At 58.3% G+C, this 12,519-nt stretch carries 17 protein-coding genes; 6 read left to right on the top strand and 11 right to left on the bottom strand.

Going from position 1 to position 12,519, the window contains the following annotated elements; genetic code table 11:
* Positions 1–107: 107 nt before the first annotated feature.
* Together QP965_RS05970 and QP965_RS05965 are read left to right on the top strand one after the other, a co-directional pair.
* Positions 108–1,415, top strand: a complete 1,308-nt coding sequence (locus QP965_RS05970; protein ID WP_204610220.1) for a class I SAM-dependent methyltransferase — start codon at positions 108–110, stop codon at positions 1,413–1,415.
* Positions 1,416–1,426: 11 nt separating this feature from the next.
* Positions 1,427–2,929, top strand: a complete 1,503-nt coding sequence (locus QP965_RS05965) for an FAD-binding oxidoreductase (protein WP_284844380.1) — start codon at positions 1,427–1,429, stop codon at positions 2,927–2,929.
* Positions 2,930–3,031: 102 nt separating this feature from the next.
* Here QP965_RS05965 and QP965_RS05960 read toward each other — a convergent pair whose 3' ends face one another.
* The 7 genes from QP965_RS05960 to rpsH all read right to left on the bottom strand — a co-directional run bounded on the left by QP965_RS05960 (position 3,032) and on the right by rpsH (position 6,402).
* Positions 3,032–3,520, bottom strand: a complete 489-nt coding sequence (locus QP965_RS05960) for a hypothetical protein (protein WP_284844379.1) — start codon at positions 3,518–3,520, stop codon at positions 3,032–3,034.
* Positions 3,521–3,758: 238 nt separating this feature from the next.
* A complete protein-coding gene (gene rplO / locus QP965_RS05955) occupies positions 3,759–4,205 on the bottom strand; it encodes a 50S ribosomal protein L15 (RefSeq protein ID WP_005322777.1) in 447 nt (148 codons plus the stop codon).
* A gap of 3 nt (positions 4,206–4,208) precedes the next feature.
* On the bottom strand, positions 4,209–4,394 hold the full coding sequence (gene rpmD / locus QP965_RS05950; RefSeq protein WP_239278110.1) for a 50S ribosomal protein L30: 186 nt from the start codon (positions 4,392–4,394) through the stop codon (positions 4,209–4,211).
* 3 nt (positions 4,395–4,397) lie between these two features.
* Entirely contained in the window at positions 4,398–5,021 is a 624-nt protein-coding gene (gene rpsE, locus QP965_RS05945; protein ID WP_005322780.1) for a 30S ribosomal protein S5, read from the bottom strand.
* A gap of 40 nt (positions 5,022–5,061) precedes the next feature.
* On the bottom strand, positions 5,062–5,463 hold the full coding sequence (gene rplR, locus QP965_RS05940) for a 50S ribosomal protein L18 (protein WP_005322788.1): 402 nt from the start codon (positions 5,461–5,463) through the stop codon (positions 5,062–5,064).
* Between the two features lie 3 nt (positions 5,464–5,466).
* Positions 5,467–6,003 (bottom strand): 50S ribosomal protein L6, encoded by a 537-nt coding sequence (rplF, locus tag QP965_RS05935; RefSeq protein WP_005322792.1) that lies wholly within the window; start codon positions 6,001–6,003, stop codon positions 5,467–5,469.
* Between the two features lie 15 nt (positions 6,004–6,018).
* A complete protein-coding gene (gene rpsH / locus QP965_RS05930; RefSeq protein WP_005322799.1) occupies positions 6,019–6,402 on the bottom strand; it encodes a 30S ribosomal protein S8 in 384 nt (127 codons plus the stop codon).
* A gap of 355 nt (positions 6,403–6,757) precedes the next feature.
* Here rpsH and QP965_RS05925 point away from each other — a divergent pair, with 355 nt between their 5' ends.
* Together QP965_RS05925 and fdhD are read left to right on the top strand one after the other, a co-directional pair.
* Entirely contained in the window at positions 6,758–7,006 is a 249-nt protein-coding gene (locus QP965_RS05925) for a DUF6457 domain-containing protein (RefSeq protein WP_284787121.1), read from the top strand.
* On the top strand, positions 7,006–7,824 hold the full coding sequence (gene fdhD, locus QP965_RS05920) for a formate dehydrogenase accessory sulfurtransferase FdhD (RefSeq protein ID WP_284844378.1): 819 nt from the start codon (positions 7,006–7,008) through the stop codon (positions 7,822–7,824). Before QP965_RS05925 ends, fdhD begins: the two co-directional genes overlap by 1 nt.
* On the opposite strand, the gene QP965_RS05915 is transcribed toward fdhD, so the two are convergent.
* Entirely contained in the window at positions 7,821–8,606 is a 786-nt protein-coding gene (locus tag QP965_RS05915; protein ID WP_284844377.1) for a formate/nitrite transporter family protein, read from the bottom strand. The two genes, fdhD and QP965_RS05915, sit on opposite strands and share 4 nt — an antisense overlap.
* Before the next feature lie 140 nt (positions 8,607–8,746).
* Here QP965_RS05915 and QP965_RS05910 point away from each other — a divergent pair, with 140 nt between their 5' ends.
* Positions 8,747–9,628: a hypothetical protein gene (locus QP965_RS05910; RefSeq protein ID WP_284844376.1), complete on the top strand. Its 882-nt coding sequence runs from the start codon at positions 8,747–8,749 to the stop codon at positions 9,626–9,628.
* Positions 9,629–9,737: 109 nt separating this feature from the next.
* Here QP965_RS05910 and rplE read toward each other — a convergent pair whose 3' ends face one another.
* From rplE to rplN, 3 genes are read right to left on the bottom strand one after another with little or no spacing between them, the layout of a single operon-like run.
* The gene (rplE, locus tag QP965_RS05905; protein WP_200436216.1) at positions 9,738–10,289 is read right to left on the bottom strand and encodes a 50S ribosomal protein L5; all 552 of its coding nucleotides are present in this window, start codon (positions 10,287–10,289) and stop codon (positions 9,738–9,740) included.
* A gap of 2 nt (positions 10,290–10,291) precedes the next feature.
* Positions 10,292–10,606 carry a 50S ribosomal protein L24 gene (gene rplX, locus QP965_RS05900; RefSeq protein WP_023027809.1) on the bottom strand — a complete coding sequence of 105 codons (315 nt, stop codon included), beginning with the start codon at positions 10,604–10,606 and terminating at the stop codon, positions 10,292–10,294.
* 4 nt (positions 10,607–10,610) lie between these two features.
* Positions 10,611–10,979 carry a 50S ribosomal protein L14 gene (gene rplN / locus QP965_RS05895; RefSeq protein ID WP_049378875.1) on the bottom strand — a complete coding sequence of 123 codons (369 nt, stop codon included), beginning with the start codon at positions 10,977–10,979 and terminating at the stop codon, positions 10,611–10,613.
* A 532-nt stretch (positions 10,980–11,511) separates the two neighbouring features.
* Here rplN and QP965_RS05890 point away from each other — a divergent pair.
* Complete coding sequence (locus QP965_RS05890) at positions 11,512–12,432, top strand: hypothetical protein (RefSeq protein WP_284844375.1); 921 nt, start codon at positions 11,512–11,514, stop codon at positions 12,430–12,432.
* The last annotated feature ends 87 nt before the right edge of the window (positions 12,433–12,519 follow it).

The raw sequence follows: 12,519 nt of genomic DNA, 5'->3' as shown, positions 1-12,519 counted from the left end.
ATGAGGGGTATTGCCCCCGCGCAATCCCCTTAAATAGTCTCCGACCTCACAGCCTTGCGCTTCGAGGCCGTTATTGGTGTGAACCAAATGTTTCGAAAGAAGTACTTATGAGCAAGAAATTCACGCCGATGACCGTTGCTGAGATCATCGACGTTTTTGTCCCTAGCCCCAACCCCTTCCGCTGGGAGGCCTTTGACGGGTCCGCGACCGGACCAGAAGACGCCCAATACAAGGTGACTATTAATAGCCTTGAGGGCCTCTCTTTTATTGCTACCCATCCCGGCGATGTCGGTTTTGCGCGTGCATATGTCACGGACGGCATCACGGTGCATGGCGATCACCCGGCCCACCCCTATGGAATTTTTGATGCGCTGCATGCCATGTATGACAAATTCCAGAAGCCGGATGCCAAGACCCTGGCGCGCGTTGTTCGCTCCCTAGCATCCATGGGCGCCTTCCAAATCCAGCCGGTCCCCGAGGTGGAGCGCGCTTCATGGCTGCGCCGCAAGCTACACGACGGCCTGTCCAAGCACTCGAAACAGCGCGATGCCGATGTCATTTCTGATCACTATGACGTTGGCAATGATTTCTACGAGCTGTTCTTGGGCGATTCGATGACCTACACCTGCGCCTACTACCCCTCCCCAGACGCCACGCTAGAGGAAGCGCAGGAAAATAAGTACCGCCTCATCTTTGACAAACTCCGCCTCAAAGAGGGCGACCGCCACTTGGATGTGGGCTGCGGCTGGGGCGGTATGGTGCGCTACGCGGCACGCCGCGGCGTGAAGTCCATCGGCGTCACCCTCTCCAAGGAACAGGCCGAGTGGGGCCAGCGCAAGATTGAGGAGGAAGGCCTCCAAGACTTGGCGGAGGTCCGCTTCATGGACTACCGCGATATCACCGAAGAGGGCTTCGATGCTATCTCCGCCATCGGCATTATCGAGCACATTGGCGTGAAGAACTACAACGACTTCTTCAAGTTCCTCCACGGCAAATTGAAGGTCGGTGGCCTGATGCTCAACCACAACATCACCTACCCGGATAACCACAAGACTCCCAAGGGCGGCTTCATTGACCGCTATATCTTCCCTGACGGCGAGCTCACCGGCTCCGGCAATGTCACCAAGGCCATGCAAGACAATGGCTTTGAAGTCATTCACACCGAGTCTCTGCGCTTTGATTACATGCGCACGCTGCACGATTGGTGCGAGAACCTGAAGGACAATTGGGACGAGGCCTGCGCAACCGTGGGCCTGCCCACCGCCCGCCTCTACGGCATTTATATGGCCGGATCTGAGTGGGGCTTTGAGCGCAATATCATCAACCTGTATCACTTCCTCGGCGTCAAGCTAGGCGAGGCCGGTTCCCGCGCCGGCGTTCCCGAGCGCCGCTGGTGGGAAGATAGCCGCTTTTAAGGAGGGGTGTCATGACTCTCATTGATAACCTGCGTGAACGCCTCGCCGCCGCCCAGCCGCGGCCAGTGGATGCCATGCCCATTGAGCCGGTGGGGTGGACGGCGCACCAGGAGGGCGTCGATAAGCTACTGGCGAGCTTCCGTGCCGTCCCGGCCGGAAAGCGCGTGCGCCTAGCAAAGAAAACCTCCAACCTCTTCCGCAGCCGCAGCGAGGAGCAGGAGGGCCTCGACGTATCCGGCCTTAGCGGCGTCATTGAGGTCGATCCAGTTGCCCGCACGGCCGATGTGCAGGGCATGTGTACCTATGAGGACCTCGTGGATGCCACTTTGCCCCACGGCCTCATGCCCTTCGTCGTACCGCAGCTTAAGACCATTACTTTGGGGGGTGCGGTTACTGGCATGGGCGTGGAATCCACCAGCTTCCGCAACGGTCTCCCACACGAGTCCGTGCTGGAGATGGATGTCCTTACCGGCACCGGCGAGATTCTCACCTGCTCCCGCGAAGACAACGTCGATCTTTTCCGCCTGTTCCCCAACTCCTATGGCTCGCTGGGCTACGCGGTGCGCCTCAAGATTGAGCTGGAACCCGTGCCCGCCTATGTAGAGCTGCGCGAAGAGCGTTTCCACACCGTGGAGGAAGCGAGCCGCGCGCTTGCCGACGTCGCCTCTTCCCACACCCACCGCGGCGAACCCGTCCACGGCCTCGACGGCGTAGTCTTCTCCGAGGACGAGGCGTACCTTGTCTTTGCCCGCTTTACTGATGAGGAGGGACCAACCTCCGATTACACACGGGACAAGATTTACTACCGCAGCATTCAGCACGCCTCTGGCATCCGCCGCGATCGCCTCACCATCCGCGATTACATCTGGCGCTGGGATACCGACTGGTTCTGGTGCTCACGCGCTTTCGGCGCCCAGAACCCGAAGGTGCGCAAGGTGTGGCCCCGCGAGTTGCGCCGTAGCTCTTTCTATTGGAAATTGGTCCGCCTCGATCGAAAATACGAGTTGGAATATAACTTCATCAAAAGGCCGCACGGCAAACCGCGCGCCGAGCGCGTGGTGCAAGATATCGAGGTGACCCCGGAAAACTTGCCGGAGTTCCTCCACTGGTTCTTTCAAGCCTCCGATATTCAGCCGGTCTGGCTGTGTCCCATTCGGCTCCGCGACGGCGTCGACGAACTCGTAGGCTCCGGTGACATTGCCTCCCACTCCACGGACCCATGGCCGCTCTACCCCCTTCACCCAGGACAAACATGGGTCAATGTCGGCTTCTGGTCCGGTGTAGAAGGCGACCACGTGGATCCTTCCGCCCCGAATAATGGTGCTTTCAACCGCGTCATTGAGTCCAAGGTCAACGAGCTTGGCGGACACAAGTCCCTCTACTCCGAGGCCTTTTATTCCCGGGAAAAGTTCGAAGAGCTCTACGGTGGCAACCTTCCCGACACCATTAAGGCGGTTACCGATCCGGAGGACCGCTTCCCTGGCCTGTACGAAAAGACCGTGGACGAGGCCTAGGCCCTCACCCACCACCCCACGCGGCCTGTTATACACAGAGGGTGGAACGCCTTTCCCAGGCGTTCCACCCTCTTCTTTGCCCTTATCTAGGATTCCCGCGCTTTAGTAGGCAGCGGTGATGTTCTCGTAGCCGTTCACCTTCAGCGCATCCATGACGCGCTGCACAGCCGCCTCGTCCTTGTCCGGGTTATAGGTCTCCCGGAAGGTCAGGTGGGCGGAGTGATCGTCCTTGAACTCAATGTTCATGAACTCGTGACCCGCCTCCTGGGTAGCAAGTGCCAGCTCGCGCTGCACGGCTAGCTTGCCGCTCTGCAGGTTGCCGCCGTTGAAGCCAGGATCGACCTCGTCGGCACCTTCCCCCTCACCGTTGATGACATCTTCTTTGTCACCGGTGATACGGCCCTTTTCAGCGTGCGCGCCCGGCTGCTGGTCCTGAGCGGGCTGCTCCCCAGCCTCGGCCGGTGCGGTCTGGGCGGTTTCCGCAGGATCCGGCTGGGAAAGCTGGTCTTGGGCATCGACCGGACCGGTGGAGCCGGCAAATGGCATGAGGGCAGCAATAGCGGTAGCGAGCAGGGAAGAAATAGCCGACATAAGATTCTCCTTAACGTTAGATGATTATCAACTAAGGATGACTGTAACACTCGTGAATATAATTCACCATACCGGTAACCTTATTTATTAATAACGGTTTCCTGTCAACTATTTTCACCACCAATGGCGCGCATAGCCTAGGCGCCACGCTATATATCGGCACCGGGGTGCCTACAAAACGGAAACATCCCCCTGCCCCGCGTGTGCGGAGAGGGGGATGAAATCTACCTAGAGGAGATTACTTGGTGTTGGCGGAACCGCCAGCAGCCTCAATCTTCTCAACAGCAGACTTGGAGAACTTGTCAGCGGTGACGTTCAACTTAACGTTGATGTCGCCGTTGCCCAGAACCTTGACCGGCTTGTTAGCGCGGACCAGGCCGGCAGCTGCGATGTCAGCAACGGTGATGTCGCCGCCATCTGCAAACTTCTCAGCCAGGTCAGCAACGTTAACTACCTGGTACTCAACGTGGTTCGGGTTCTTGAAGCCCTTCAACTTAGGCAGACGCATGTGAATCGGCATCTGGCCACCCTCGAAAGCAGCGGAAACCTGCTTACGAGCACCGGTGCCCTTGGTACCGCGACCAGCGGTCTTACCCTTGGATGCCTCACCGCGGCCGACGCGGGTCTTAGGCTTATTTGCTCCTGCGGTTGGGCGCAGGTCGTGCAGCTTGATGATATCAGCCATGGTTTACTCCCCTGCCACTTCTTCGACGGTGACCAGGTGGCGAACCTTGTGAACCATACCGCGAACGATCGGGGTGTCCTGCTTAACTACGGAGTGACCGATGCGCTTGAGGCCGAGAGCCTCAATGTTCTTGCGGTGGTTCGGCTTGGTGCCCACCAGGCCCTTTACCTGTGTAATCTTCAGAGCCATTGCTTATGCCTCCTGACCTGCGCGCTTGCGCAGCATACGGGCCGGGGTGACCTCTTCGATGGACTTGCCACGACGTGCGGCAACCTCTTCAGGGCGGACCAGCTGCTTGAGGCCGTCCACGGTAGCGCGGACGACGTTGAGTGCATTGTCGGAGCCCAGGGACTTCGACAGGATGTCCTGCACGCCAGCGCATTCGAGCACTGGACGAGCAGCACCACCAGCGATAACACCGGTACCAGGTGCGGCAGGCTTCATCATGACGATGCCAGCTGCGTCGCGACCCTCAACCGGGTGGGTGATGGTGCCGGCAATCATCGGAACGCGGAAGAAGTTCTTGCGAGCCTCTTCAGCGCCCTTCTGGATTGCGGCTGGGACTTCCTTGGCCTTGCCGTAGCCAACGCCAACCTGCCCCTGGCCGTCACCAACGACGACGAGGGCGGTGAAAGACATGTTGCGGCCACCCTTAACGGTCTTGGAGACGCGGTTGATGGTCACAACGCGCTCGATGTACTTATCGCGCTCGTTGTCCTGCTGGTTACGACGATCGTTGCGGCGGCCGTTGCCACCGCGGTTGTTCTTGTTGTTCTCGGCGGAGCGTCCGCCGTCACGCTGTTCACGGTCCGACATTAGGCGTTCCTTCCGTTGATGTTTCCGTTGACGATGATCATTAGAACTTCAGACCACCTTCACGTGCGGCGTCAGCCAGCGCAGCGACGCGGCCGTGGTACTTGTAGCCTGCGCGGTCAAATACGACGTGCTCGATGCCAGCGGCCTTAGCGCGCTCGGCAACCAGCTCGCCTACCTTGGCAGCCTTGGCCTTCTTATCGCCCTCGAGTGCACGAACGTCCGCCTCCATGGAGGATGCGGAGACCAGGGTGTGGCCTGCCAGGTCATCGATGACCTGTACGTGCATGTGACGGGAGGAGCGGTGAAGAACCAGGCGTGGTGCCTCAGGGGTGCCACGCAGGGTCTTACGGATACGGAAGTGACGGCGTGCGCGTGCTTCGCGACGACGAGAGGAAATGTCCTTGCCGACTGGAGTGCGCTTGGTGTTTTCAGTGTTTGCCATTGCTTACTTACCCGTCTTTCCGACCTTGCGACGGATCTGCTCGCCCTCGTAGCGAATACCCTTGCCCTTGTAAGGATCGTCCTTACGCAGACGACGGATATTTGCGGCGATCTGTCCGACTAGTTGCTTGTCAATACCGGTAATGGACAGCTTGGTTGCGCCGTCCACTGCGAAGGTAATCCCCTCCGGAGCCTCGATGAGGATCGGGTGGGAGTAGCCCAGGCTGAATTCCAGGTCCTTACCCTTCTGCTGGACACGGTAGCCGACACCGAAGATTTCCATCTTGATGGTGTAGCCCTCGGTCACGCCAACAACGGCGTTGTTCAGCAGGGAGCGGGACAGACCGTGCAGAGCACGGTGCTTGCGGTGGTCATCAGGGCGGGAGACGGACAGTACGCCGTCTTCCAGGTTGATGGCGATAGGCTCTGGAACGTTAACGCTCTGGGTGCCCTTTGGGCCCTTAACCTCAACGTCTTGGCCGTTGATCTTGATTTCGACGCCGTTCGGTACGGCGATTGGTGCTAGACCGACTCGAGACATGTGTCAAACCTCCCTTTACCAGACGTAGGCGAGAACTTCTCCGCCTACGCCCTTCTCCTCAGCCTGACGGTCAGTCAGCACGCCGTGGGACGTGGAAATGATAGCCACGCCCAGGCCGCCCAAGACCTGTGGCAGTTCGGTGGACTTTGCGTACACACGCAGACCCGGCTTAGACACGCGACGCAGGCCAGACAGGGAGCGCTCGCGGTTGTTGTACTTCAGCTCGAGGGACAGGGTGTGGCCCTCGACGGTGTAGTCAGCGATGTAGCCTTCCTGCTTCAAGATGTCGGCAATGTTTGCCTTCAGCTTGGAGGTAGGCATCGACACGGTGTCATGGTGCGCATTACTTGCGTTGCGCACGCGCGACAGCATGTCGGCAATAGGATCAGTCATAGTCATATGAGTGACCGTGTACCTTTCTCGTTGCGGTTCCCGTGCTCACCAAAGCGTTCTCCGTGTGATTTCGGGCTACTCACGCTCCCTACGGTCAATACCGTAAGGCGCTCGCCACCCTTTGATTCAGACAACGGTCCGCTATCTACGGCGAGGGGCCTACAACAAAGTTGATGTTCAGTTCTTGCATCGGCTCAGCGCTTTCTGCAGCTCAGCGTGCCAAAATCCACAATGATTGGGGCACGCCAACGCCTCGGCGCAAGCACGAGGTACTATGCTACGCCATAACCTGCGGTTTTCCAAATAGTCTGGCACCTTCATTAGAGTCGAGACCAGCACGAACGTAAATAAGGAGATGGTGATGAGCCAAACACACGAGGACCCCATCCAATCCGCACACGAGTGGCTCGAAGAAGCCGCCCGTCTCCTCGGCCTTGATCCTCAGGAGGCAACCGCACTCACCCGCGAAATCCTAGACCTCACCAAGGACGTCGCACACAATCGCTCCCGCCCCGCGGCCCCACTTACTGCCTTCCTCGTGGGCCTAGCCTCCAGCGATGTAGAGGAAGCCCGCGGCAATATCAATGCCCTGAAGCAGGTGTTGCAGTAATGGCCGGCCGCAAAAACTCCACCTTTGCCGTCACCAAGGTCCGCCTGGGAGTTGGCCTGCAGGTCGATACCCGCGCCGATACCGTCGCCGGCGAAGAGCCACTCGAAATCCGCGCGGGTGGCCAGACCATCACCACCACCATGCGCACTCCCGGCCATGACATTGAGCTGGCGCATGGATTCTTGCATTCAGAGGGCCATATTGCTTCGCTTAGCGACGTCACCGAGGCCCGCTACTGCGCCGGTGCCACCGTCAACGGCATGAATACCTACAACCTGCTCGACGTCGAACTTACAAAAAAGAATGTGCTCGACCTCAGCGATCTGCGCTTGACCACCACAACTTCTGCTTGCGGCGTATGTGGCACCTCTTCTATCGAGGCCTTGACCAAACAGACCCGCTACCGGATTCCCCGGGTGCCGGTGGATCCCTATGTCGTCGCCAAGCTGCCAGACAAGCTCCGGGCTGAGCAGAAGCAATTTAAAAAGACCGGCGGCATTCACGCCGCCGGTGCCTTCACCCTAGACGGTGAACCGGTAGTCATCCGGGAGGATATTGGCCGCCACAATGCCGCCGATAAGGTCATCGGCCACTTACTACTAGAGAACCGACTTCCTGCGGATGACCTCATTCTGGTCATGAGTTCGCGCGCCAGCTTTGAGCTCGTCCAAAAGGCGGCGATGGCGGGCTTCGGCATGCTCGTTGCCGTCAGCGCCGCCTCCTCCCTAGCGGTAGAGACGGCCCGCGAAACTGGCATGGCACTCGTGGGCTTCGCCCGCGGCGACCGCTTTAACCTTTATTCCGGCGAGCTCGCTTAGTCGCGGTAGGCCTCAGGGCCGCGATTGAGCCACGCGTAGACGCCGCCAACCAAAAGGCCGCCGCCAATAAAGTTGCCGATCCAGACCAGGATCCAATTGAGCGCTACGTTGCCAACAGTGAGAGTGGCCGGCAACGGGTCGGAAGCGAAGAGCGTGATGCTAAACAGGCAAAAGTTCGCGATAACGTGCTCTAGGCCTAACGCCACGAAAGCACCAATAATCGGGATGATGACAAAGAACTTCGAAGCCGCATCCTTGGCAAAGATGGCACCGACAATGCCCATGTTGACCACGAAGTTCGCGGCGATGGCCTCTACCAGCATGCCTTGCGGGGACTTGATGAGCTTGCCTTCAGTAACCGTCACCAAAAGGTGCGAGGGATCTAGGTCGGCGAACTTGGCAGACATCGCCATAATCGCGGCAAAGATGATCGCACCGACCAGGTTGAAAATGGTGGTGATGAGCAGCAGGTACAGGGCCTTGCCCCACGCCACGTGCTTATTGCTAGCGGCATAGACCATGTACATCATGTTGCCGGTAGCCAGATCGGCGCCCAAGAGCAGAATGGCGAACAGGCCTACGCCGAAAAATAGGGCAAAAGCCACGGAGCCCATTCCCGGCGCAACGCCGTTGACGGCCTGGCCTACCACACCGGCGAAGGCGGTACCGATACACAGGTACACACCCGCCAAGGTAGCGCGAACTGCAAAGCGAGCGAAGGATTCATCTAATAAGGTGACCTTCTTGACGGCCGCCGCCTTGGCGGCATCATTGAGAGACATTTCTACCTCATTAATCAAAGAGTATTAAACCCTTCTAATCTTATCCTGACCACCTGATTCCGCGTCAATTCCGGGTATGCATAACACTACGTTGTAAGCTAGAACTTTCCTATTACCCGTATTTTCTCTTCGGAGGTCGCATGGATTCCCACTACCGGCCGCGGAGGGAACCGAATCGGCTTCCCGCTAACGGGCACCGCAGCGTTCCATCGCGATCCGACCGCACAGATGCTGATCGCCAATGGCGCCAGACCGAAACGCGCACCCGCCAACAACAGCGCCGCCGCCCACCGCGCCGCATTGAGGACACCTCACTTCCCCGACACCGCCGCAAGCCCACGCTGTGGGAGCGGATCAAAAAGGTATGGAAGTCCTCCGGCATCCTTCGCGTGGTTATCGGCATCGTTGCCACGGTGTTACTCGCCAGCACGATTAACCGGGTGGTCAACCCACCAGAGGGTCTAGAGACCAATGAAGTCACTGCAGAAGAGGCACCTGCCATCGACCCTTCACCTGCAGTCGAGCTCTTCATCCCAGCTATTGAGGTTCATGCCGATTTTCAAGACGGCTCCTGCCGCGTAGTCAACGGTGCCATCAATCCGGACTCCATGAATAAGGCCTGCACCTATACTGCCGAAGACCGCCCTTATTCTCTGCCGGGCACGACGTCCCAGGACATCGTGGTCATTGCCGGCCATACCGGTGCGGGCGTGCCAGGCGTTTTCAATAACCTCTACGATGGTTCCGCGAATGAGCACAAGGTTCATCTGGGGGACAAGCTCTACGTGCGTACACAGAACTCCGGCCAGAACTGGCTCATCTATACTGCTACCGACTTGCACGACCCAGATAAACAGGGGCTTTCTGACGACGCCTCTATTTGGGGCGAAGGCCCCATGCCCGGCCGCCTTCTCACCATCAGTTGCATTCAACCTGCGAATCCGCTGGAGCCAGCGGTGCGTAACGCGGTCGTCGGCTGGCAGTATGAGGGCACCACGCACACCAACGCCGAAAGCGCCTAAGCCACACCCGCACAAGCCAGCGCCTGCACACCTTTGAAGTCAAGCTGCTCGGTAAAACTAGAAAATCCCAACGCCCCTTCCGGGGAGTTGGGATTTCTTAGCGCTCTATTTACTTGAACGGGAAGCCAAGCTCGCGCAGGAGCTTGCGGCCCTCGTCGTCGTTAGTAGCGGTGGTAACGACGGTGATGTCCATACCACGAGGACGATCGATCTTGTCGATGTCAATCTCATAGAACATGGACTGCTCGGACAGGCCGAAGGTGTAGTTGCCGTGGCCATCGAACTGCTGATCAGACAGGCCGCGGAAGTCACGAATACGTGGCAGCGCGATGGTCAGCAGGCGGTCAAGGAACTCCCACATGCGGTCGCCGCGCAGGGTAACGCGTGCACCGATAGGCATGCCCTCGCGGAGCTTGAAGTTCGCGATGGACTTCTTAGCGCGACGCAGCTGCGGCTTCTGACCGGTAATAGCGGTCAGATCCTCGAGTGCGCCGTTGATGACCTTGGAGTCACGTGCGGCTTCGCCAACACCCATGTTGACAACAACCTTGGTGACGCCAGGGATCTGCATGACGTTGTCGTAGTTGAACTCGTCATTCAGGGACTTGCGGATTTCCTCGCGGTAGCGAGTCTTCAGACGCGGGGTGTAGTTCTCGCTCATTTTTAGATGTCCTTCCCGTTGCTACGCGCGATACGGACCTTCTTGCCGTTCTCGTCGAAACGGTAGCCCACGCGGGTCGGGTTGCCTTCGGAGTCAACGATCGCAACGTTGGACACGTGGATCGGAGCTTCCTGGGTAACGATTCCGCCGGACTCGGCGCCACGCTCGGCAGCAGAGTTTGCGACGTGCTTCTTAATGCGGTTAACGCCCTCAACGAGGACCTTGTCACGCTTTGGGTATGCCTCGATGACCTTGCCCTTCGCGCCCTTATCTGGGCCCGAAATGACAATCACCATATCTCCCTTATGGATCTTCATAAGACTAGATCACCTCCGGTGCGAGAGAAACGATCTTCATGAAACGCTTGTCACGAAGTTCGCGAGCAACCGGTCCAAAGATACGGGTACCACGGGGCTCGCTATCGCCCTTGAGAACAACTGCAGCGTTCTCGTCAAAGCGAATGTAGGAGCCGTCCGGACGACGGGTTTCCTTCTTCGCACGGACGATAACTGCCTTTACAATGTCGCCTTCCTTGACGTTGCCACCTGGGACAGCGTCCTTGACAGTCGCGACGATGACGTCGCCGATGCCAGCGGAGCGTCGGACAGAGCCGCCGAGAACGCGGATGCACAGCAGTTCACGTGCACCAGAGTTGTCGGCGACGCGCAGACGCGATTCTTGCTGAATCACTATGGGTCTCCTGACCTGGATTGATGTGCGGTAAGATTTCCGTCCTTGCCGCACGCGGTCTACAAACTTGCGATGCTCAAGCCTTGACAACGGACTGTGCCGAAGGGTCTCGGACCGGCGGTTCGGAAACGCACCGCTACGGGCCGACCAGCTTTTGCAACCTATACATTCAACCACACGCCAGCGCCCTTACCAAAACGCCGCTCGACGCTTGTCGACGCCCCCCTACCTCCACATTTATTTTCGCCAGTACACCCGCTTACCCCTTGGCCCCTTATTTCGAATGCACCGACACGCACGGTCTCTAAAATTGTCGACACACTCTGCACATATAAATCCCACCTTAACGCCACTCAGTGCAAACCAGGTCGCACAGCCATTCTAATAGCCTAATTTTTTAACAGCTGTGACGCATGAAAATTACAGTTAACTTCTGATTTCCACGTGACAACTGCGAATTATGTGACTACTGTTATTTGCGTCGCGAAAGACATTTCTTTGCGCTTTCCCAAATTTCCCGAAGGAGAAACACATGAAGCGTTTGCCACAGACCCTGACCGCTGCTGTACTGACCGGCGCACTCGCCTTTGGTGGCGCAGCTGTTGCTCAGGCTCAGATTCCGGAGTCGGTAGTGGACGAGCCCCTGACCGAGATGCCTACCCCGTCTGCGGATGAAGATGCCGCCACCGAAGACACCCCAGCCGAAGAGGACACCAGCGATATTGAACGCCATGATGTTGCTGCCGATCCGATTACCGTCGATGGTGTCGAGTACTTCAAGCAGGAAGACGGTTCTTGGCTGTCCAAGCCGGTCGCAGGCAATCCTGTTCGCTTGACCCCTGAGCAGGCAGAAGAGTTCGTGAAGGAGCAGCAGGACACCTCCGCAATTCCTAATCCTGCAACCAAGAAGGACGCCGAAGGTAACGAGTGGTACCAGAGCCTGAAGGATCCCAATGTCTACGTCAACGACCCGGCTCTGGTGAATGAAGAGATCACCGACGAGATGCGCGATGCTTACGCAAAGGCATTCCCTTCTGAAGATGCGAAGCCTGAATTCGACAAGAAGAAGCTCGCATGGTTGGCGCTTCCGGCAGCCCTGGTGATTGGTGGCATCACCTGGTACCTGTCCCAGGATGGCAAGACCTACGTCAAGGACGAGGCACGCAAGAACCAGCAGCCGACCGCTGAGGAGAAGGCTGCTTCCGAGCAGATGCTGAACGCTAACAAGGACGAAGTTATCGCCCAGGGCGGTCAGCTCGCTGAGGGCGACGCTGCCCAGGCTGAGGCTCCTTCCGCACCATCTGCCCCGGCAGCTGGCGAGTCCGCAGACGCCGCACGTGGTATGTCCGCTGAGACCGGCTCCAACTCCGTTGCACAGGCTCTGGCTGCTCTGGCCGTAGCTGCAATGGTTGCTGCTGGCGCATTCGCCGCACGCCGCAAGTTCTTCGCTTAAGCAAGAGCCTTCCTACCAAGTAGGAAACTGAATTGAGACTGGCTGTGCCGGTCGGACTTCGGTCCGGCCGGCACAGCTTTTTGTATG

It is taken from the genome of Corynebacterium sp. MSK074 (assembly GCF_030229735.1).
Classification (GTDB): Bacteria; Actinomycetota; Actinomycetes; order Mycobacteriales; family Mycobacteriaceae; genus Corynebacterium.
This window is presented reverse-complemented; position numbering and strand designations above follow the sequence as displayed.

Excerpts from the sequence above, each read along its gene's own strand:
- rpsH (WP_005322799.1), bottom strand. The coding sequence starts at position 6,402 with ATGACTATGACTGATCCTATTGCCGACATGCTGTCGCGCGTGCGCAAC.
- rpmD (WP_239278110.1), bottom strand. The coding sequence starts at position 4,394 with ATGGCTCTGAAGATTACACAGGTAAAGGGCCTGGTGGGCACCAAGCCG.
- QP965_RS05915 (WP_284844377.1), bottom strand. The coding sequence starts at position 8,606 with ATGTCTCTCAATGATGCCGCCAAGGCGGCGGCCGTCAAGAAGGTCACC.
- QP965_RS05960 (WP_284844379.1), bottom strand. The coding sequence starts at position 3,520 with ATGTCGGCTATTTCTTCCCTGCTCGCTACCGCTATTGCTGCCCTCATG.
- rplR (WP_005322788.1), bottom strand. The coding sequence starts at position 5,463 with ATGGCAAACACTGAAAACACCAAGCGCACTCCAGTCGGCAAGGACATT.
- rplX (WP_023027809.1), bottom strand. The coding sequence starts at position 10,606 with ATGAAGATCCATAAGGGAGATATGGTGATTGTCATTTCGGGCCCAGAT.
- QP965_RS05970 (WP_204610220.1), top strand. The coding sequence starts at position 108 with ATGAGCAAGAAATTCACGCCGATGACCGTTGCTGAGATCATCGACGTT.
- rplF (WP_005322792.1), bottom strand. The coding sequence starts at position 6,003 with ATGTCTCGAGTCGGTCTAGCACCAATCGCCGTACCGAACGGCGTCGAA.
- rplE (WP_200436216.1), bottom strand. The coding sequence starts at position 10,289 with ATGAGCGAGAACTACACCCCGCGTCTGAAGACTCGCTACCGCGAGGAA.
- QP965_RS05890 (WP_284844375.1), top strand. The coding sequence starts at position 11,512 with ATGAAGCGTTTGCCACAGACCCTGACCGCTGCTGTACTGACCGGCGCA.
- QP965_RS05965 (WP_284844380.1), top strand. The coding sequence starts at position 1,427 with ATGACTCTCATTGATAACCTGCGTGAACGCCTCGCCGCCGCCCAGCCG.
- rplO (WP_005322777.1), bottom strand. The coding sequence starts at position 4,205 with ATGGCTGATATCATCAAGCTGCACGACCTGCGCCCAACCGCAGGAGCA.
- fdhD (WP_284844378.1), top strand. The coding sequence starts at position 7,006 with ATGGCCGGCCGCAAAAACTCCACCTTTGCCGTCACCAAGGTCCGCCTG.
- QP965_RS05910 (WP_284844376.1), top strand. The coding sequence starts at position 8,747 with ATGGATTCCCACTACCGGCCGCGGAGGGAACCGAATCGGCTTCCCGCT.
- QP965_RS05925 (WP_284787121.1), top strand. The coding sequence starts at position 6,758 with ATGAGCCAAACACACGAGGACCCCATCCAATCCGCACACGAGTGGCTC.
- rpsE (WP_005322780.1), bottom strand. The coding sequence starts at position 5,021 with ATGTCGGACCGTGAACAGCGTGACGGCGGACGCTCCGCCGAGAACAAC.